Annotated in this window: 14 protein-coding genes; 10 read left to right on the top strand and 4 right to left on the bottom strand. The window is 61.9% G+C overall.

From position 1 onward, the window contains the following. Positions 1–63 precede the first annotated feature (63 nt). Positions 64–501, top strand: coding sequence for a hypothetical protein (locus NKH49_RS21040; RefSeq protein ID WP_352927617.1), 438 nt, complete (start codon positions 64–66; stop codon positions 499–501). A gap of 732 nt (positions 502–1,233) precedes the next feature. Here NKH49_RS21040 and NKH49_RS21035 read toward each other — a convergent pair. From NKH49_RS21035 to NKH49_RS21025, 3 genes are all read right to left on the bottom strand, one after another. Further along, entirely contained in the window at positions 1,234–1,551 is a 318-nt protein-coding gene (locus tag NKH49_RS21035) for a YMGG-like glycine zipper-containing protein (protein WP_352453776.1), read from the bottom strand. A 195-nt stretch (positions 1,552–1,746) separates the two neighbouring features. Then, a complete protein-coding gene (locus NKH49_RS21030; protein WP_352541138.1) occupies positions 1,747–2,148 on the bottom strand; it encodes a type II toxin-antitoxin system HicB family antitoxin in 402 nt (133 codons plus the stop codon). Between the two features lie 4 nt (positions 2,149–2,152). Continuing rightward, positions 2,153–2,341 (bottom strand): type II toxin-antitoxin system HicA family toxin, encoded by a 189-nt coding sequence (locus tag NKH49_RS21025; protein WP_352685231.1) that lies wholly within the window; start codon positions 2,339–2,341, stop codon positions 2,153–2,155. 120 nt (positions 2,342–2,461) lie between these two features. Here NKH49_RS21025 and NKH49_RS21020 point away from each other — a divergent pair, with 120 nt between their 5' ends. Continuing rightward, complete coding sequence (locus NKH49_RS21020) at positions 2,462–3,034, top strand: hypothetical protein (RefSeq protein ID WP_352685218.1); 573 nt, start codon at positions 2,462–2,464, stop codon at positions 3,032–3,034. A gap of 11 nt (positions 3,035–3,045) precedes the next feature. Here the strand turns inward: NKH49_RS21020 and NKH49_RS21015 are convergent, their stop codons facing one another. Continuing rightward, entirely contained in the window at positions 3,046–3,468 is a 423-nt protein-coding gene (locus NKH49_RS21015; RefSeq protein WP_352472071.1) for a DUF7674 family protein, read from the bottom strand. A gap of 98 nt (positions 3,469–3,566) precedes the next feature. Between NKH49_RS21015 and NKH49_RS21010 the strand changes: the two genes are divergently transcribed. The 8 genes from NKH49_RS21010 to NKH49_RS20975 all read left to right on the top strand — a co-directional run bounded on the left by NKH49_RS21010 (position 3,567) and on the right by NKH49_RS20975 (position 13,250). Beyond that, positions 3,567–4,475 carry a hypothetical protein gene (locus tag NKH49_RS21010; RefSeq protein WP_352927613.1) on the top strand — a complete coding sequence of 303 codons (909 nt, stop codon included), beginning with the start codon at positions 3,567–3,569 and terminating at the stop codon, positions 4,473–4,475. Between the two features lie 23 nt (positions 4,476–4,498). Beyond that, entirely contained in the window at positions 4,499–5,488 is a 990-nt protein-coding gene (locus tag NKH49_RS21005; protein ID WP_352755556.1) for a Coat protein, read from the top strand. A 209-nt stretch (positions 5,489–5,697) separates the two neighbouring features. Further along, the gene (locus NKH49_RS21000; RefSeq protein WP_352472067.1) at positions 5,698–5,943 is read left to right on the top strand and encodes a hypothetical protein; all 246 of its coding nucleotides are present in this window, start codon (positions 5,698–5,700) and stop codon (positions 5,941–5,943) included. Positions 5,944–6,226: 283 nt separating this feature from the next. Beyond that, positions 6,227–6,829 (top strand): phage connector family protein, encoded by a 603-nt coding sequence (locus NKH49_RS20995; RefSeq protein WP_352770674.1) that lies wholly within the window; start codon positions 6,227–6,229, stop codon positions 6,827–6,829. Continuing rightward, entirely contained in the window at positions 6,826–9,279 is a 2,454-nt protein-coding gene (locus tag NKH49_RS20990; protein ID WP_352927609.1) for a phage tail protein, read from the top strand. Before NKH49_RS20995 ends, NKH49_RS20990 begins: the two co-directional genes overlap by 4 nt. Before the next feature lie 205 nt (positions 9,280–9,484). Next, positions 9,485–10,135, top strand: coding sequence for a hypothetical protein (locus NKH49_RS20985; RefSeq protein ID WP_352927606.1), 651 nt, complete (start codon positions 9,485–9,487; stop codon positions 10,133–10,135). Between the two features lie 2 nt (positions 10,136–10,137). Further along, positions 10,138–10,629: a hypothetical protein gene (locus NKH49_RS20980; protein WP_352927603.1), complete on the top strand. Its 492-nt coding sequence runs from the start codon at positions 10,138–10,140 to the stop codon at positions 10,627–10,629. After that, positions 10,629–13,250 carry a hypothetical protein gene (locus NKH49_RS20975; protein WP_352927600.1) on the top strand — a complete coding sequence of 874 codons (2,622 nt, stop codon included), beginning with the start codon at positions 10,629–10,631 and terminating at the stop codon, positions 13,248–13,250. The genes NKH49_RS20980 and NKH49_RS20975 overlap by 1 nt, the downstream gene beginning before the upstream one ends. Positions 13,251–13,254: the final 4 nt, after the last annotated feature.

Here is a 13,254-nt window from a genome sequence, read left to right as displayed (position 1 = left end):
ACAATGATGGATAAGAAATATGGCCATCATTTCGTGCCGCCTGTCGGAAAATATAGGTGAAAAATGGATTATTATTATGTAGAGCCATTTGTTGCTGGTGATTTTGGCAAAAATACGGTTCTCGATAACCGCGTTCACCCGCCGATTGTGCACAAACTTCACTACGAGATTGACGTTTGGATAGGTGATGTCCTGATAAGGAGTTTTCCCTGTTATCTTGTCACCAAAGAAGCCGAGCTGGAGCTGCTGAAGATGCGAGTTTCAGGGGCGACGTTTGCCGACGTCGAGGTTACTGCTTCGGAGTTGTTTCATCGGCTGCAGCCAGAAACAGAACTTCCAACCTTCGTCTGGATAAAGATCCATGGGCAGCCAGGACATGATGACTTCGGCATGGCTTCGAACCACACGCTTGTTGTTTCAGAGCGGGCGCTAGACGTGTTTGAGCGCCTCGGCAATGAGTCGGCCGGGATTCATTCATTCGACGAGCCGGAAAAGGATTGAATGATCCTAGTGACTTCGCACGTCAGAGATTTAGCTGATGGACTGCAAAACCTGAACGCGAATAGCCATCGGTTCTGCGGGCATCAATTCTGCAAGGTGCAATCCAAATACCACGTGTTCAGATATGTTGGAGTTTGTAGCGTGACCCGCGCCTTGGTCGGAGGACCTTCAATATTTGCTGTCCTCATAACGAAGGTGTCGAGCATAAATGTCGTGCTGTCAAATGCAGCGATCTGATATACGTTTCGTCGGAAGATATCGTATTTCGTTGACGATGGTTTGAACGTGCCCGATTTGCTGGTTACAATGAAGTGATCGGCAAATTCTTGGATATCAAATTTCCTGGCCTTGTTAGCTGCGACGAATCCCGAGTCATCTGATGACGGTATGTCGGACCATGTGTGGAAGTCGCTTACTGAACATATGAAGACGTCGCCATCTTTTGAGTTCACTGGCTCCATTGCAAACAAGCAAAGCGACAAAAGGATTATGAGGCGCAGGATCGCCGGCCTCAATGTTGCAATAGTCCGCATTGCCCGCCCCCGTGGGTAGCCCTGGACGATAGCGCTGACCGCTAATCAGCGGAAGGACCAAATCGTCAGGGGAAACGGATGCGCGAGGCTGACGCTGCGCCCTCTCCCCGTTCTACGGGGAGAGGATACCGGCGGGCTGGTGAGGAGCGGAGCCGGCATTTCAGAGCTTTCTCCCCATGGAACGGGGAGAAGGGACCAATCAATAATCGCCGTTATAATACCGGTCGTCGCAGGGGGCGGTGTAGATGCGGCCGCTGGTGCGATCCTGATAGCGGCAAAGCTGTTCGCTGCGCGGCTGCGGCGTGGTGGCGTTGCCGACGACGGCGCCCAGCAGGGCGCCGGCTCCGGCACCGATGACCGTGCTCTTGGTGTTGCCGCCGATCGCCTGGCCGGCAAGCGCGCCGGCGCCGGCGCCGAGCAGCGCGCCAGTGCTGGTTCTCTGCTGTGCTTCGGTCTGCGCACAGCCTGCCAATGCGGCGGTCACGAGCATGGCGGCAATGGCTCTGGACATGGTCATCGTCTGGTACTCCCTTGAAACCTATGAACTAATACACGGGCCGATTTTGCCAAGTACGGTCGCATTTGCGGCGGAACATAGGCACCGTGCCTCACGAAATAAGACATGGTTGTTTTTGTCTGACGGCCTGATCCGCAAAGAAAGTAACCGAACAAGACCCAAAGAGCTTCATCTCCAGTCGCGCCTTCCAGGGCCCTACGCCGCCTCGATCTGCATTACCTTCTTCGCCGCAGCGGCCAGAAATCCGGATCGGCTGTAGCCGTGGCGCTCCGCATATCGGTCAATCTGATCGAGGACATCTTCCGGAATGGTGACATTGACACGCACGACCTTCGCAGCTTCAGCTTTCAAGGGAACCAGGATGGCGACACCGCTCAGATTGTCCTTGTCCGACATCACTTCCTCCAGGGATGACGGTTCGGGAATGGCCTCGCCATCCTCGACCAGCCCCTCGACATGAAAGGCCAGTGCTTCCCCGGCCATGGCACGGGCATCATCCAGGTTGACGCCGGCTGTCACCAGGCCCGGAAAATCGGGAAAGGAGACGCCGAAGTCGCTGTCCGCTTGCTTGTGGATCAATCCGATATAGTTCCGCATTTCTCTACCTCAGCTTCACGCCGGATTGTTCTTCAATACTCTTGAGAGTGCCGATCGGGATGTCGCGCTTGGGATGCGGAACTGTCACCCGGCCCGGCTTGGATTTGTGCTTGAACTGGGCGTGACTTCCTTTTCGAGCCACTTCGTACCAGCCATCCGCCAACAGCCTGTGGATGACATCGGCGCCCTTCATGTTGTGTATAAATACACACGGCTGGCCCAAATGTCCATGAGGATTTGCCGCAGTTTGCGTGCGGCGGTCCAATCGCTGCCTTTTTCAATCCCCGAAAAATCCCAAAAATGGAGAAATCAAATGACCCGAGGTCTTGCCCGGACGCTTTCGCGTGCCGCCGCCAGAGAAGCCGGCCTTGCCCCGCCCAAGGCGGGGCTCACCGCCAGGACGACCGGACAGGGCGGCGCCTACCGCACCGTCTTCTCCTTCAATGCCATGCCGGTGCCGGTCACCGATGCACTGGCCTATGCCAGCCAGAAGCTGTTCGATTTCATCGATGGCAAGATCCGCATCAGGGGCGGTACGGCCCGGCTGCAGTTCGCGGTGCTGACTACCCGCGCGTCGACCATCAACGACAATGCCGCGCTGACCTGGTCGCTCGGCTCGACGGCAGCGTCGACCCCAGCGCTCGCCTTGACGATGATCAATGTGCTGGCGGCGACCGGCCGCACGCTGGATGGCGCCGGTGCCGCCCTGTCGAGCGCGTCGGTTGCCGATGTCGCCGCCGCGCAGACGCTCGACGGCACCGTGACGCCGGTCGACCTCTATCTCAACCTGGCGTTTGCCATCGGCACCGACATCGATGCCGACGGCACGATTGCCGTTACGGGCACGATCACGCTGCTCTGGGAGAACTGGGGCGACAATGCCTGAGGCCGGCCGGCTTAGACCAGTGGCGTTCCGTCGGACCAGAATGCGTAGAGTTTCGCCCACCAGATAGCCGACTGAGGCCGCAGCCATGGCTTGAAATGATCGGGGTGTGTGCTGCGATGCAGGCTCGGGTTCTGCAGATCTTCGAGCAGCCCGACGATCGCGGCTTCCCGCACGTGGCGATTGCCTTCGACGATCCAGCGCTCGACGACATCGAAAATGTCGCTGAAGCGATCTGTCTTTCCAGCTTCGAGATGGTGAATCAGGTGGAGAGCCAGCTCCGACAAGGCAAGATACAGCGGCTCTTCCGCCTCATCGCGCCATTCATCGTGGAATCTGTCCCATTGCCCACGGAACGACGGATCGGCCGCCATGAGCGGCTCGAACATGTTCGAGCCGTCGAAGGCGAAATCTGCGGCCTCGTTCTCTCCGGTCATGCTGCCTCTTTTCGCGCGGCAGCTCCGGACTGGCAAGCTTTAAGCCCGGCTGAACCAGCCGGCACTTTTCATTGAACCCTAAGTAAAGGAATCTTCTCATGACAGATCTGGCAGACGCCGGGTCCGTGGTGGCGGCGCCACCGGCGGGCAACCTTGCACGGCCACCGGCCAACGGGGACAACGGGTCCGCCCCGCCTGCGGCCAAAAGTTGGTTTGACGGTCTTTCCGAAGGCAACCGCAAGCTTGCTGAAACCAAGGGCTGGACCAAGCCTGAAAGCCTCGATCGGGTCTTCGCCTCCTATGCGGAGCTGGAGCGGCAGCAGGGCGAGTGCCTGCGCGTTCCGGCAGCCGATGCAGCCGCGGAAGACTGGGACAGGTTCCATGCCCGGCTGCCCGAGGCGATGCGTCCGCTGACCTCACCCGAGAAGGTCGAGTACCGGCGCCCCGACGGGCTCCCCGAAAACTTCGCCTATTCGGACGAGCTCGCCAATGCGTCCAAGGCCTGGGCGGTCGAGGCAGGTGCTACCCCGAAGGTCGCACAGGCCTATCACGACCGCTTCGTCGGCTACATGGCCGAGCAGGCCAAGGCACAGCAGATCGCCCTTGCCCGCTCGGTCGAGACGACGCATGACGACCTCGTCAGGGATTGGGGACCGACCGGCAGCGATGGCTTTCGCCAGAAGCTCGAGGTCGCCAACCGGGCGATGAAAAAGCTCGGACTGGTCAATGCCTACAAGGCGAAGGGTATCCTTCTGCCGGACGGCGCCTTGACCGACCCGCAGATCGCCAAGGCGTTCCACGCCATCGGCGAGGCGATGTTCCGCGAAGACACGATCGACGGCAATGCTGCCTTGAGCGGAGGCAATCCCTTCAAGCGCAATGCCGCCGGCGAGCGCAACCTGACTGGCATCTCGGCGCTCGTCAAAAGCGACCCCGCCCGCGCCCGGCGGCTGGCACGCGAGGGCGGCGAAAATCCCGACCTGTGGATGCCCAACAATCCTCTTTAACCCAAACCTGAAGGAAGACAAAAATGGCAGACGCCTATACCCGTATCGCGGACGCGATCGTTCCGTCCGTCTATGCGCAATACTCGTTCGAGGAGCACGTCCAGTCGCTGGAGATTTACCAGGCCGGGATCCTGTTTTCCGACCCGTCGATCGCCTCGAAGCTCAGCCTGGGCGGACGTTCCGTCGACATGCCCGGCTGGAAGGACCTCGGCAACGATCCGTCCGAGCCGGTCAATGACGACCCGGCCGACTCGATCGAGATGAAGAAGATCGGTGCGCGCCGCGAAGTCGCGGCCCGCAATGTGCGTGCGCAGGCCTGGGGCATCCCGGATCTGACCTCGATCCTTGCCGGCGACGATCCGCAGAAGCTTATCGTGCGCCGCCAGACCGACTACTGGCAGCGCGCCAACAAGCTGACGCTGCTGGGCATACTGAAAGGCGTGCTGGCCGACAACATCGCCAATGACGGCAGTGACCTGGTGCGCGTCACCGGCGCCTCCATCGTCGACACCGACATCATCGAGGCCGCCTACCTGATGGGCGACCGCGCCGACAAGTTCAAGACGATCTGGATGCATTCGAAACAGATGAAGGCGCTGAAGCTCGCCGACCTCATCGACTATGTGCCGTCGTCCGAGCAGGGCGGGCCGCTGATCCCCTATTACATGGGGCTCAGGGCCGTCGTCGACGACGACATTCCGGTTGCCGGCGGCGTCTACACGGCGTTCATGTTCAAGGACAAGGCAATCCTGTGGAACGAGCTGCCGGTCAACACCGAAGGCGGGCCGCTCGAGTTCGACCGCAAGCCGCGGCAGGGCCATGGCGGTGGTGTCACCGAAATGGTCGGCCGCCGGCATTTCGTGCCGCATGTGCCGGGCACCCGCTTCCTCGATGCGTCCTCGGCCGGCGAATTCGCCACCGATGCCGAGCTGGCACTGGCGGCAAACTGGGACCGCACGGCGTCGAGCGTCAAGCACATGACGTTCATCGCGCTGAAGACGACCGAGGCCTGATCGGGCGAAGGGGCGGGCATCAGACGTCCCGCCCCTTCTGGACGCCAGGTCGGCCACCGTGGCGAACCGCAAGTTCAACCGCTGCGCTGCGTCGGAGTGATCTGAATTTGGCGTTCGCTACAACATTCATGTTGCCTTTCGCTCAATCGACGGCACCAAACAGTTACAAGAAAGGGCGATGCTGCCTTGTCTTGGTAAGGGAGGTCACCATGAACATGAAGTACAAAACAGTTCAGGAAGTGCTCCGAAAAGCGGGCATTGTCATGAGTAAGAAGGGGGAAGTTCATCGCATAAACTTCTTCAGCGGCCTGGAAGACACCGCCTACTACACGCCAAGTCTTCAGGATGCCCTGGACAGGGGCTTGGCTTTGGCGGGAGGTGCCGGAAGGGTGAAAGCAAGCGTCTTTGCCACGTCAGCTGAAACAGGGATCTCGACCGGCGCACGCATCGGCTGACACAATTCATGCAAGACATCGCCGCGTTGCGCGGCAATATCGTGAACCGCAATAGCCGAAGCATTGCTTCCTTGCTTCGAACGGAAAAGACACGGATCACGCAGCGCCTGCCACCCGTGTCCTGACGGGCGGTTGGCGTTGTGACGCTCTATGCACGAGACGTGCAACGTTCTGCCCAAGCCACAAATCACAAAAAATCCCCAGCCGCTTCGAAGCGGCTTTTTGCCGTGGAGGCACCATGCCCCGTTTTCTCCGACCAACCATACAGACAGAGGACTGAGCCATGGCCATCACCCCGCTCGACATCGCCAACATGGCGCTCGCCGTGCTCGACGAGGCGCCGATCGACAGCCTCGACCAGGACGCCAAGGCGGCGCGCCTGCTCAATCTGCATTTCGACCTGACCCGCGAGGCCGAATTGACCAAGCATGCCTTTGTCTTCGCCATCCTGGCGGCCTCGGTCGCCGGCTTCGACACCTGCGGCGGGGCTGGCACGCTGAACTTCGCCTATGAGCTTCCCGCCGATTGCCTGCGGCCCTTGCCGCTGACCCATAATGGCGAGCCGGATGGCGTGCCGCTCTCATGGCGGCAGGAGGCCGGGCTGATCTATTCGGATCAGGCCGGACCGCGCGTCATCCGCTATGTCGCCAATCTGACCGATCCCAACGACTGGGACGCGCTGTTCAGCGAAGTGCTGGTGGCGGCGCTCGCCATCAAGATCGCCCATCCGTTGACCCACAAGGCCAGCATGATCGACGTCGCCCGCAGCGCCTATGACAGGGCGCTGGACGCCGCCTATTCAGCCAATGCCATCCAGCGCGGCGGCAGATTTTCGACGACGTCCTGGGCTTTCCAGCGCGGCGACAGCCGGGGCGTCGGCCGATGACCACGCTCTATCCGGTCCAAGATGCTTTCATCCGCGGCGAGATTTCTCCCCGCTTGCATGCTCGCGCCTCGCTCGATCTTTACCGGGCGGCGCTGTCCAAATGCATGAATTTCGTCACGCTGCCGCATGGCGGTATCAGGAAGCGTGGCGGCACCTATTTTTGCGCGGAGGTGAGGGACTCATCAAAGGCGACACGGCTGATCCCGTTCATCTTCTCGGCCGATCAGGCCTATGCGCTCGAATTCGGCGATCTCTACATCCGCGTCTATGCCTATGGCGCGCGTGTCGGCACGGTCGAAGTCGTTTCGCCTTATCCCGAGGCCGATCTGTTCGACCTGCAATTCGTCCAGTCGGCAGACCAGATGTGGATCACCCACAAGGGTCATCCGGTCAAAGTGCTGACGCGCACCGCGCACACGACCTGGACGCTGGCCGATTTCGTCTTTCTCGACGGCCCTTACGGCAAGATCAACACCACGGCCACGACGCTAACGCCGGCCGCAACCGGCAACGCCATGCCGGTCATGGCCTCGAATACGCTGCCAAGCGGCACGGTCAGCAACAGCAACGGCTCATCCGACGTGTGGCAGGTGTTCGATGGCGACAAGCAGAAGGGGGAGAACATAGCGGGCTTTCCGAGCGGGTATCTGCGCTACCAATTCGGCGGCGGGGCCAAGACGGTCGACGCCTACTGGATTACCGCGACGAATGATCACTCTGACACTGCATCGCCGACCCAGTGGCAATTGCAGGCCTCGCACAACGGCACCGACTGGACGACGCTCGACAGCCGGGACGGAGAGACCGGCTGGTCCAAGTCGGAAACCCGCTTCTTCGACGGCTTCAACAACACGGTTGCCTACGAATATTATCAGCTGCTGTTTTCAGGTGGCGGCAGCGACGGAACCGCTATCGCCGAACTGGCCCTGCACGAATACGCGCCGTCGCAAACGCCATTTGATCTCTCGGCCTCCTCGATCGTCGGCATCAATGACGGCATCGGCTTCCAGACCAGCGATGTCGGCCGCGCCATTCGTCTGCTTGGCGCGGATGGCTTCTGGCGCTGGGCCAAGGTCGTTGGCCGGACCAGCACGACGGTGGTCACGGTCCAGTTGTACGGGCATGCTCTGCCCGATCTCAGCCCGATCATCCGCTGGCGTCTCGGCACGTTCGTGCCCGGCAAGTATGTCCAGAGCGGTTCGCTTTACGAGGAGCGCCTGGCGTTCAGCCGAAAATTCTCGGTCTATGCCTCGCAAACCGGCGATTTCGACAACTTCGCCACCGGTGAGAAAGACACCGACGCGCTGGAATTCGTGCAGGCAGGTGGCGGCCAGGCCAACGACATTACGTGGGTGGCGGAATCGGACGGCGCGCTGATCATCGGGACGCTTGGCGGGGTGAGGGCGCTGTCGGGTTCCGGCATCGACGAGGCGCTGACGCCGTCCTCGTTCAAGAACCGCCGGTCCCGGACTTTCGGTTGTGCCCCGCTGCGTCCCGTCGATGCGGGGCAGTCGTTCCTCTATGTCACCCGCTCCCGCAAATCGATCGCCGAGCTGACGCAAAACGCCACCGGCCGCTTCACCTCCGACGATGTCGGTCAGATATCGGAGCACATTCCCAAGAAAGGCGTCGTCGAACTCGCCTTCCAGACCGACCCCGATCCGCTGCTCTGGTTCCCGCTCGGGGATGGCGAACTCGGCGGCTACACGCACCAGCCGTCGCAGGACGTTCGCGGCATGCACATCCACCAGATCGCCGGAAGCTTCGCAGGATCGAACTGGGCCGTTGTCGAAAGCGCCGTGGTGACGCCCGGCCAGGACGGCAACGACGATCTCTGGCTGATCGTCAAGCGCACGATCGGCGGCGTGACCAGGCGCTATATCGAAATCAAGACCGCGCCGTTTGAGTATGGCGGGATCGGCGATGCATTCGAAGTCGACTGCGGCCTGACCTATTCGGGCGCCGCTGTGGGCACGGTCTCAGGGCTTGATCATCTCAACGGCGAAACACTCGACGTCTTGGCCGATGGCAAGGTCTACAAGGGCCTTGCTGTGGCTGCTGGCGCGGTTTCGCTGCCCGGTGGGGCTACGGCAGCCAAATGGCAGGTCGGGCTCGGCTACCAGTCCGAAGCCAACACGCTGGAGCTCGACGTCGGCGGTCGCGACGGATCGATCGTCGGGCGGCGCAAGAAGGTGGCCAAGCTCATTCTTTCGCTGCTGGAAACCGACACAACCGGGCTTCAGGTCCAGTCGTTCATCCGCGGCCGCTGGGAGCAGGTTCGCATTCCGTCTGTGGTTGCACCCGACGGCATGGCGAAATTGTTCACCGGCAATGTCGAGGTGCCGATCGACGATAGCTGGGAAGGGCAGGGGCGGGTGAAGATCCGCCACGTCAATCCAACGCCCTGCACGATCAGGGCGATGACACCGGTGTTCGACGCCGAGCCTTAGAAACTGCTGATCTCCCCCCTCGAGGGGGAGATGTCGCCGAAGGCGACAGAGGGGGTCGGCACGTCCTGACGCGGCCTCCCATCGCAAACTGAGGGGGTTGGAGCTCCACGCGAGACGACCCCTCTGGCCTACCGGCCATCTCCCCCTCGAGGGGGGAGATCACCCGCTCCGTCTTCCATCGCTTCCCCAACCAAGGAACCCACCCGTGACCCCAACCCATGCCGAGCAACTCGGCAAGGCGCGGACGGCTGCCGATTTTGTAGCCATCCGCGCCTTGCTCGACACCGACCTCAACGATGCGATCGCCCGCAAGGGCGAGCTGGAAACGGAAAAGTTTGAGGCGATCTTCGGCGCCGGCAATTTGACGGCGGCGCGTGCCGCATTGGACGACTGCAACGCTGAAATCGCGCTGATCGAGAAAACCATCGAGGACGCGGACGAGCGCCGCATTGGCGCCCCCGCCGAAGCCGTCGCCGCCACGCCGGCGCCGGGCGACGCGGTCAGGACAAAGGCCGAGGCGCTCGGCGAGCGCTGGCGCACGATCCACTGGCTGATCGAACAGCTGCGCCAGGAACTGTTCGCGGCCGATGCCTTGAGCCGCGCCATCATCGCCAACGGCATGTTCGATGCCGACGGCGCTGCCGGGGTCAGAGTCAACCTGACCACCATCCGGCGCACTGCCATGGCCGGCCCGCGCGCCGCCGCGCCATCGCGTCTCAGCCGGCCGGCGATCCAGGCCGACCGACTGCTTTTGTCCTTCCTCAGCCCGGGCGGCGTGCTCGACCGGCGGCCTTCGATCGGTGCGCCGGTCGACGGCATCAAAAGCAAATTCATTCCCGCCGGCGAACGAGGCTGACCATGTGCACACTAGCTCTTATCGGTACGGCGCTTTCGGTCGGCGGCGCGCTGGCGGAAGGCCAGCAGTCCAGGCAGATGGCCGAGTACCAGGCCAAGGCCTATGAACAGCAGGTGCGGGCCGACGCCCAAAGCTCGGCCTTCGAGCAGGGCCAGGAGCGCCATAAGCAGGATCTGCTGCAGGCGCAGGCGCGCGCCCAGGCCGGCGCTTCGGGCGTCGCTATTTCTGGTTCGCCGACCGAGGTGATGGCGGCCAATGCAAGGCAGGGCCAGCTCGACCTCAAGGCGATCCAGTACGGCTCGCAGCTGCGCCAGAACGGTCTCGCCACGCAGGCGGCGATCGCGCGCTTTTCCGGCAGGCAGGCGGTCGGCGCCTCGATCTTCAAGGCCGGCGGCAACCTCGTGTCGGGCATCTCCGGCCTCTACGACCCGGCCAAGGCGGTGACGTTCGGCAGAAGCGCCTTCCCGCCGGCGCCGGGTGGAGGCCTCTACTGATGGCCACCATCCCGCTCCAGCTTGCCCAGCGCCGCCTCGATACCGGCACTGTGGCCTCCTATCCCAGCGGCTCGCCGGTGGGCGCCGCCATGCAAGGCTTTGGTGACGAGCTGTCGGCGATTGCCGAGCGCTTCAAGCAACAGAAGCAGCAGCAGGACGCTTTCGATGCCGACATTATCGGCCGCGAGCTGAACGCACGCATCGCCCACGCCGAGGCCGTGGCGGTGCAGACCGCGCCGGCCGACGGCAGCGGCCTGCACGACTTCATGTATGGCCAGCTCGATCCGCGCAGCGACGGCGTCGTCAAGCCCGGCCTGTTCGACCAGATCTTCGACGACACCGTAGCGAAAGTGCCGGAGGGCGAACGCGCCAATTTCCTGGCGCAGAAGCAGGCGTTGCGGCTCGCCGGCTCGGCCCGCATGGCCGCGCAGCAGCACGCGCGGCGCCAGAATTATGAGCGGGCCGAGTGGAGCAAGGTCGAGGACGGCTACACAAGCGCTATCGCGCAGGGCGATCCGGACGACACAGGAACATTCGAGGCCATCAGGCAGAGCGGGCTCGAGCTGATCGGCAAGATGGGCAACCCGGTGGCCCGGCAGGCCGCCGAGGCCGCCTGGCGCGCCAACACGGCAAAGGCGCTCGCCCAGGCGATGATCGCCAAGGACCCGAAGGGTGCCGCGGAGGTGCTGGGGACTGGGCCGGTCTCAACGGACGGCAGGACTAAGGACGATACCATCGAAGCTGTGGGCGGACCTCGGGCGAGTGGGTCCAGCGTGCTGGCGACGCGCGAAGCGCCCGTAGGTGGCCTTCCGTCCGACGAAACACCTATCCGCACGGGTTCCGTGGGGCCCGTCGGAAATACGGCTTGGGCTGCCGCAGGACCCTGGATTGCCGACTTGTCGCCGGACACGGTTCAGGATCTCGGCCAGAAGGCGCAGGTAGCGACTGTGGCAAGCCTGGTCGATGCGCGCACGAACATCGACATCGCCTTGCAGAACGCGCCGGCTGCCATTGCCAATACCGGCAGCTATTCTGGCAAGACACCGAGTGCCGAAGACTTCACTGCCGTGTACGGCGCCGAAGATGGCGGCAAGCGTCTCCAAGCCTTCGACATAACGGCTGATATCGGCCGCGCGGTTTTCGACATGCGACCCGTCCCGAACCAGGCGATACACGCCCAGATTCGGGATTTTGAACCCGGCCCCTACGGCTCGCCGGAAGAGCGGGAGCAATATGAGATAAGGGCCGGCGCCGCGCAATTGGTGCTGGGTGCCAGGCGCGCCGATCCCGCCGGTTACGTCGGCCAACTGTTCCCGAACCATGCTCCGGACTGGGATAAGATCACAGCTCCTGAGGATTATAAGGCTGCCGTCACCTGGGCCGTCGCTGCTCAGCAGGAGTTGGGCTTCGACCGAATACTGCCAATGCCCTGGGCTGTAGCTGGCCAGCAGGCGGCGAAATACATCGACCAAGGCGTGCCGTTCGAAAAGCGCCTTGCCAAGTTGAGTTCGATCGTCCTGGCGGTTCGCGATCCTGATGCCCGCAAGGCGACAACCCAACAGATTTCTGTGGCGGCGGAAGCCCAGTGGCGAGCCAAGGCCGCCCAAGATCCGAACGTCGCGCCAGAGTCGTTGGAAGCCCAGGTTGCAGTGCTCAAGAACGGGCTGGCGTGGATCGGGGAACATCCGGCCCAAGCCCAGTACAGCACCATGCCGTGGCTACAGCAATTCGGCTTGGCGTTCTCGGATGTCGGCCGCCTCACGGCTAAGGGCGCGGCCGCCGGCGGTGCGGATGCGATCTCCGCCGGGCTGGACTCCGCTTGGTCCGGAGGAAACTACCAGAACCTCCTCGAAGATGAACAGGCCAAGACCGAGGACGCCGAGGACCGGGCCGGTTCGGCCGGTTGGGCGGCGGAAGCCCTCGGCACCGGCTTAAGCGGATATGGCCTGGCGGAGAGTTTGTTCGGTTTGCTGGGCCGGGCAAGCGTTGGCGCGGCGGCAGAGAACGGCTTGATCGGTCTTGCTGCCCGAACTGGCGTCGGGGGTGTGGCGGGTGGCACTTATGGCGGGGCATACGCCTTCAACACAGGACAGAGCGTCCCCTGGGGAATTGCCAACGGCGCGCTTTGGGGGGCGGGCGGCAATGTCCTTGCCGAAGGGCTCAGTGCAGTTGGCAGCCAGGTGTTGGCAAGGCTTGCCGGGCGTTCTGCGAATGCTAAACCTGATATCGTACTGGATAGTGGGGCTCCCCCGGTTTCTGTCAATGCAGAAGAGATTCCGATCTCGACCGGCAAGGCCCGAGAAATAAGGAGGCCCTATACGCATTTGGAAGATCCTCCCAACGTTGCGTCCGGCAAGGATCCAACAAAGAAGCAGAGGATAGCTATTTTCGAGGAAAATAAAAGGGTGAATGATGGAATTTTGAGATCGGATGAGAGTGGTATAGAAATAATTCCAGCAAAGAAAAGCAAAAGAGGCGTAACTCCTCCAAAAAACGAAGCTCATATCGATCACATAGATCCGGTTAATCCCGCTGACAAGACAAAATCGTCAGGATCAAATAGCTATAAAAATCTTCGTCTTACGGCTGGGTTTGAGAATATAGAAAAATCGAACAAATAGGTGA

It is taken from the genome of Mesorhizobium sp. M1088 (assembly GCF_040318575.1).
Classification (GTDB): domain Bacteria; phylum Pseudomonadota; class Alphaproteobacteria; order Rhizobiales; family Rhizobiaceae; genus Mesorhizobium.
The sequence above is the reverse complement of the archived record's forward strand: the minus strand, read 5'-3'. Positions and strand labels throughout refer to the sequence as shown.

Bases quoted from the DNA above. Each gene is read 5' to 3' on its own strand.
- NKH49_RS21040 (WP_352927617.1), top strand. From the start codon at position 64: ATGGATTATTATTATGTAGAGCCATTTGTTGCTGGTGATTTTGGCAAA.
- NKH49_RS21035 (WP_352453776.1), bottom strand. From the start codon at position 1,551: ATGACCATGTCCAGAGCCATTGCCGCCATGCTCGTGACCGCCGCATTG.
- NKH49_RS21030 (WP_352541138.1), bottom strand. From the start codon at position 2,148: ATGCGGAACTATATCGGATTGATCCACAAGCAAGCGGACAGCGACTTC.
- NKH49_RS21025 (WP_352685231.1), bottom strand. From the start codon at position 2,341: ATGAAGGGCGCCGATGTCATCCACAGGCTGTTGGCGGATGGCTGGTAC.
- NKH49_RS21020 (WP_352685218.1), top strand. From the start codon at position 2,462: ATGACCCGAGGTCTTGCCCGGACGCTTTCGCGTGCCGCCGCCAGAGAA.
- NKH49_RS21015 (WP_352472071.1), bottom strand. From the start codon at position 3,468: ATGACCGGAGAGAACGAGGCCGCAGATTTCGCCTTCGACGGCTCGAAC.
- NKH49_RS21010 (WP_352927613.1), top strand. From the start codon at position 3,567: ATGACAGATCTGGCAGACGCCGGGTCCGTGGTGGCGGCGCCACCGGCG.
- NKH49_RS21005 (WP_352755556.1), top strand. From the start codon at position 4,499: ATGGCAGACGCCTATACCCGTATCGCGGACGCGATCGTTCCGTCCGTC.
- NKH49_RS21000 (WP_352472067.1), top strand. From the start codon at position 5,698: ATGAACATGAAGTACAAAACAGTTCAGGAAGTGCTCCGAAAAGCGGGC.
- NKH49_RS20995 (WP_352770674.1), top strand. From the start codon at position 6,227: ATGGCCATCACCCCGCTCGACATCGCCAACATGGCGCTCGCCGTGCTC.
- NKH49_RS20990 (WP_352927609.1), top strand. From the start codon at position 6,826: ATGACCACGCTCTATCCGGTCCAAGATGCTTTCATCCGCGGCGAGATT.
- NKH49_RS20980 (WP_352927603.1), top strand. From the start codon at position 10,138: ATGTGCACACTAGCTCTTATCGGTACGGCGCTTTCGGTCGGCGGCGCG.
- NKH49_RS20975 (WP_352927600.1), top strand. From the start codon at position 10,629: ATGGCCACCATCCCGCTCCAGCTTGCCCAGCGCCGCCTCGATACCGGC.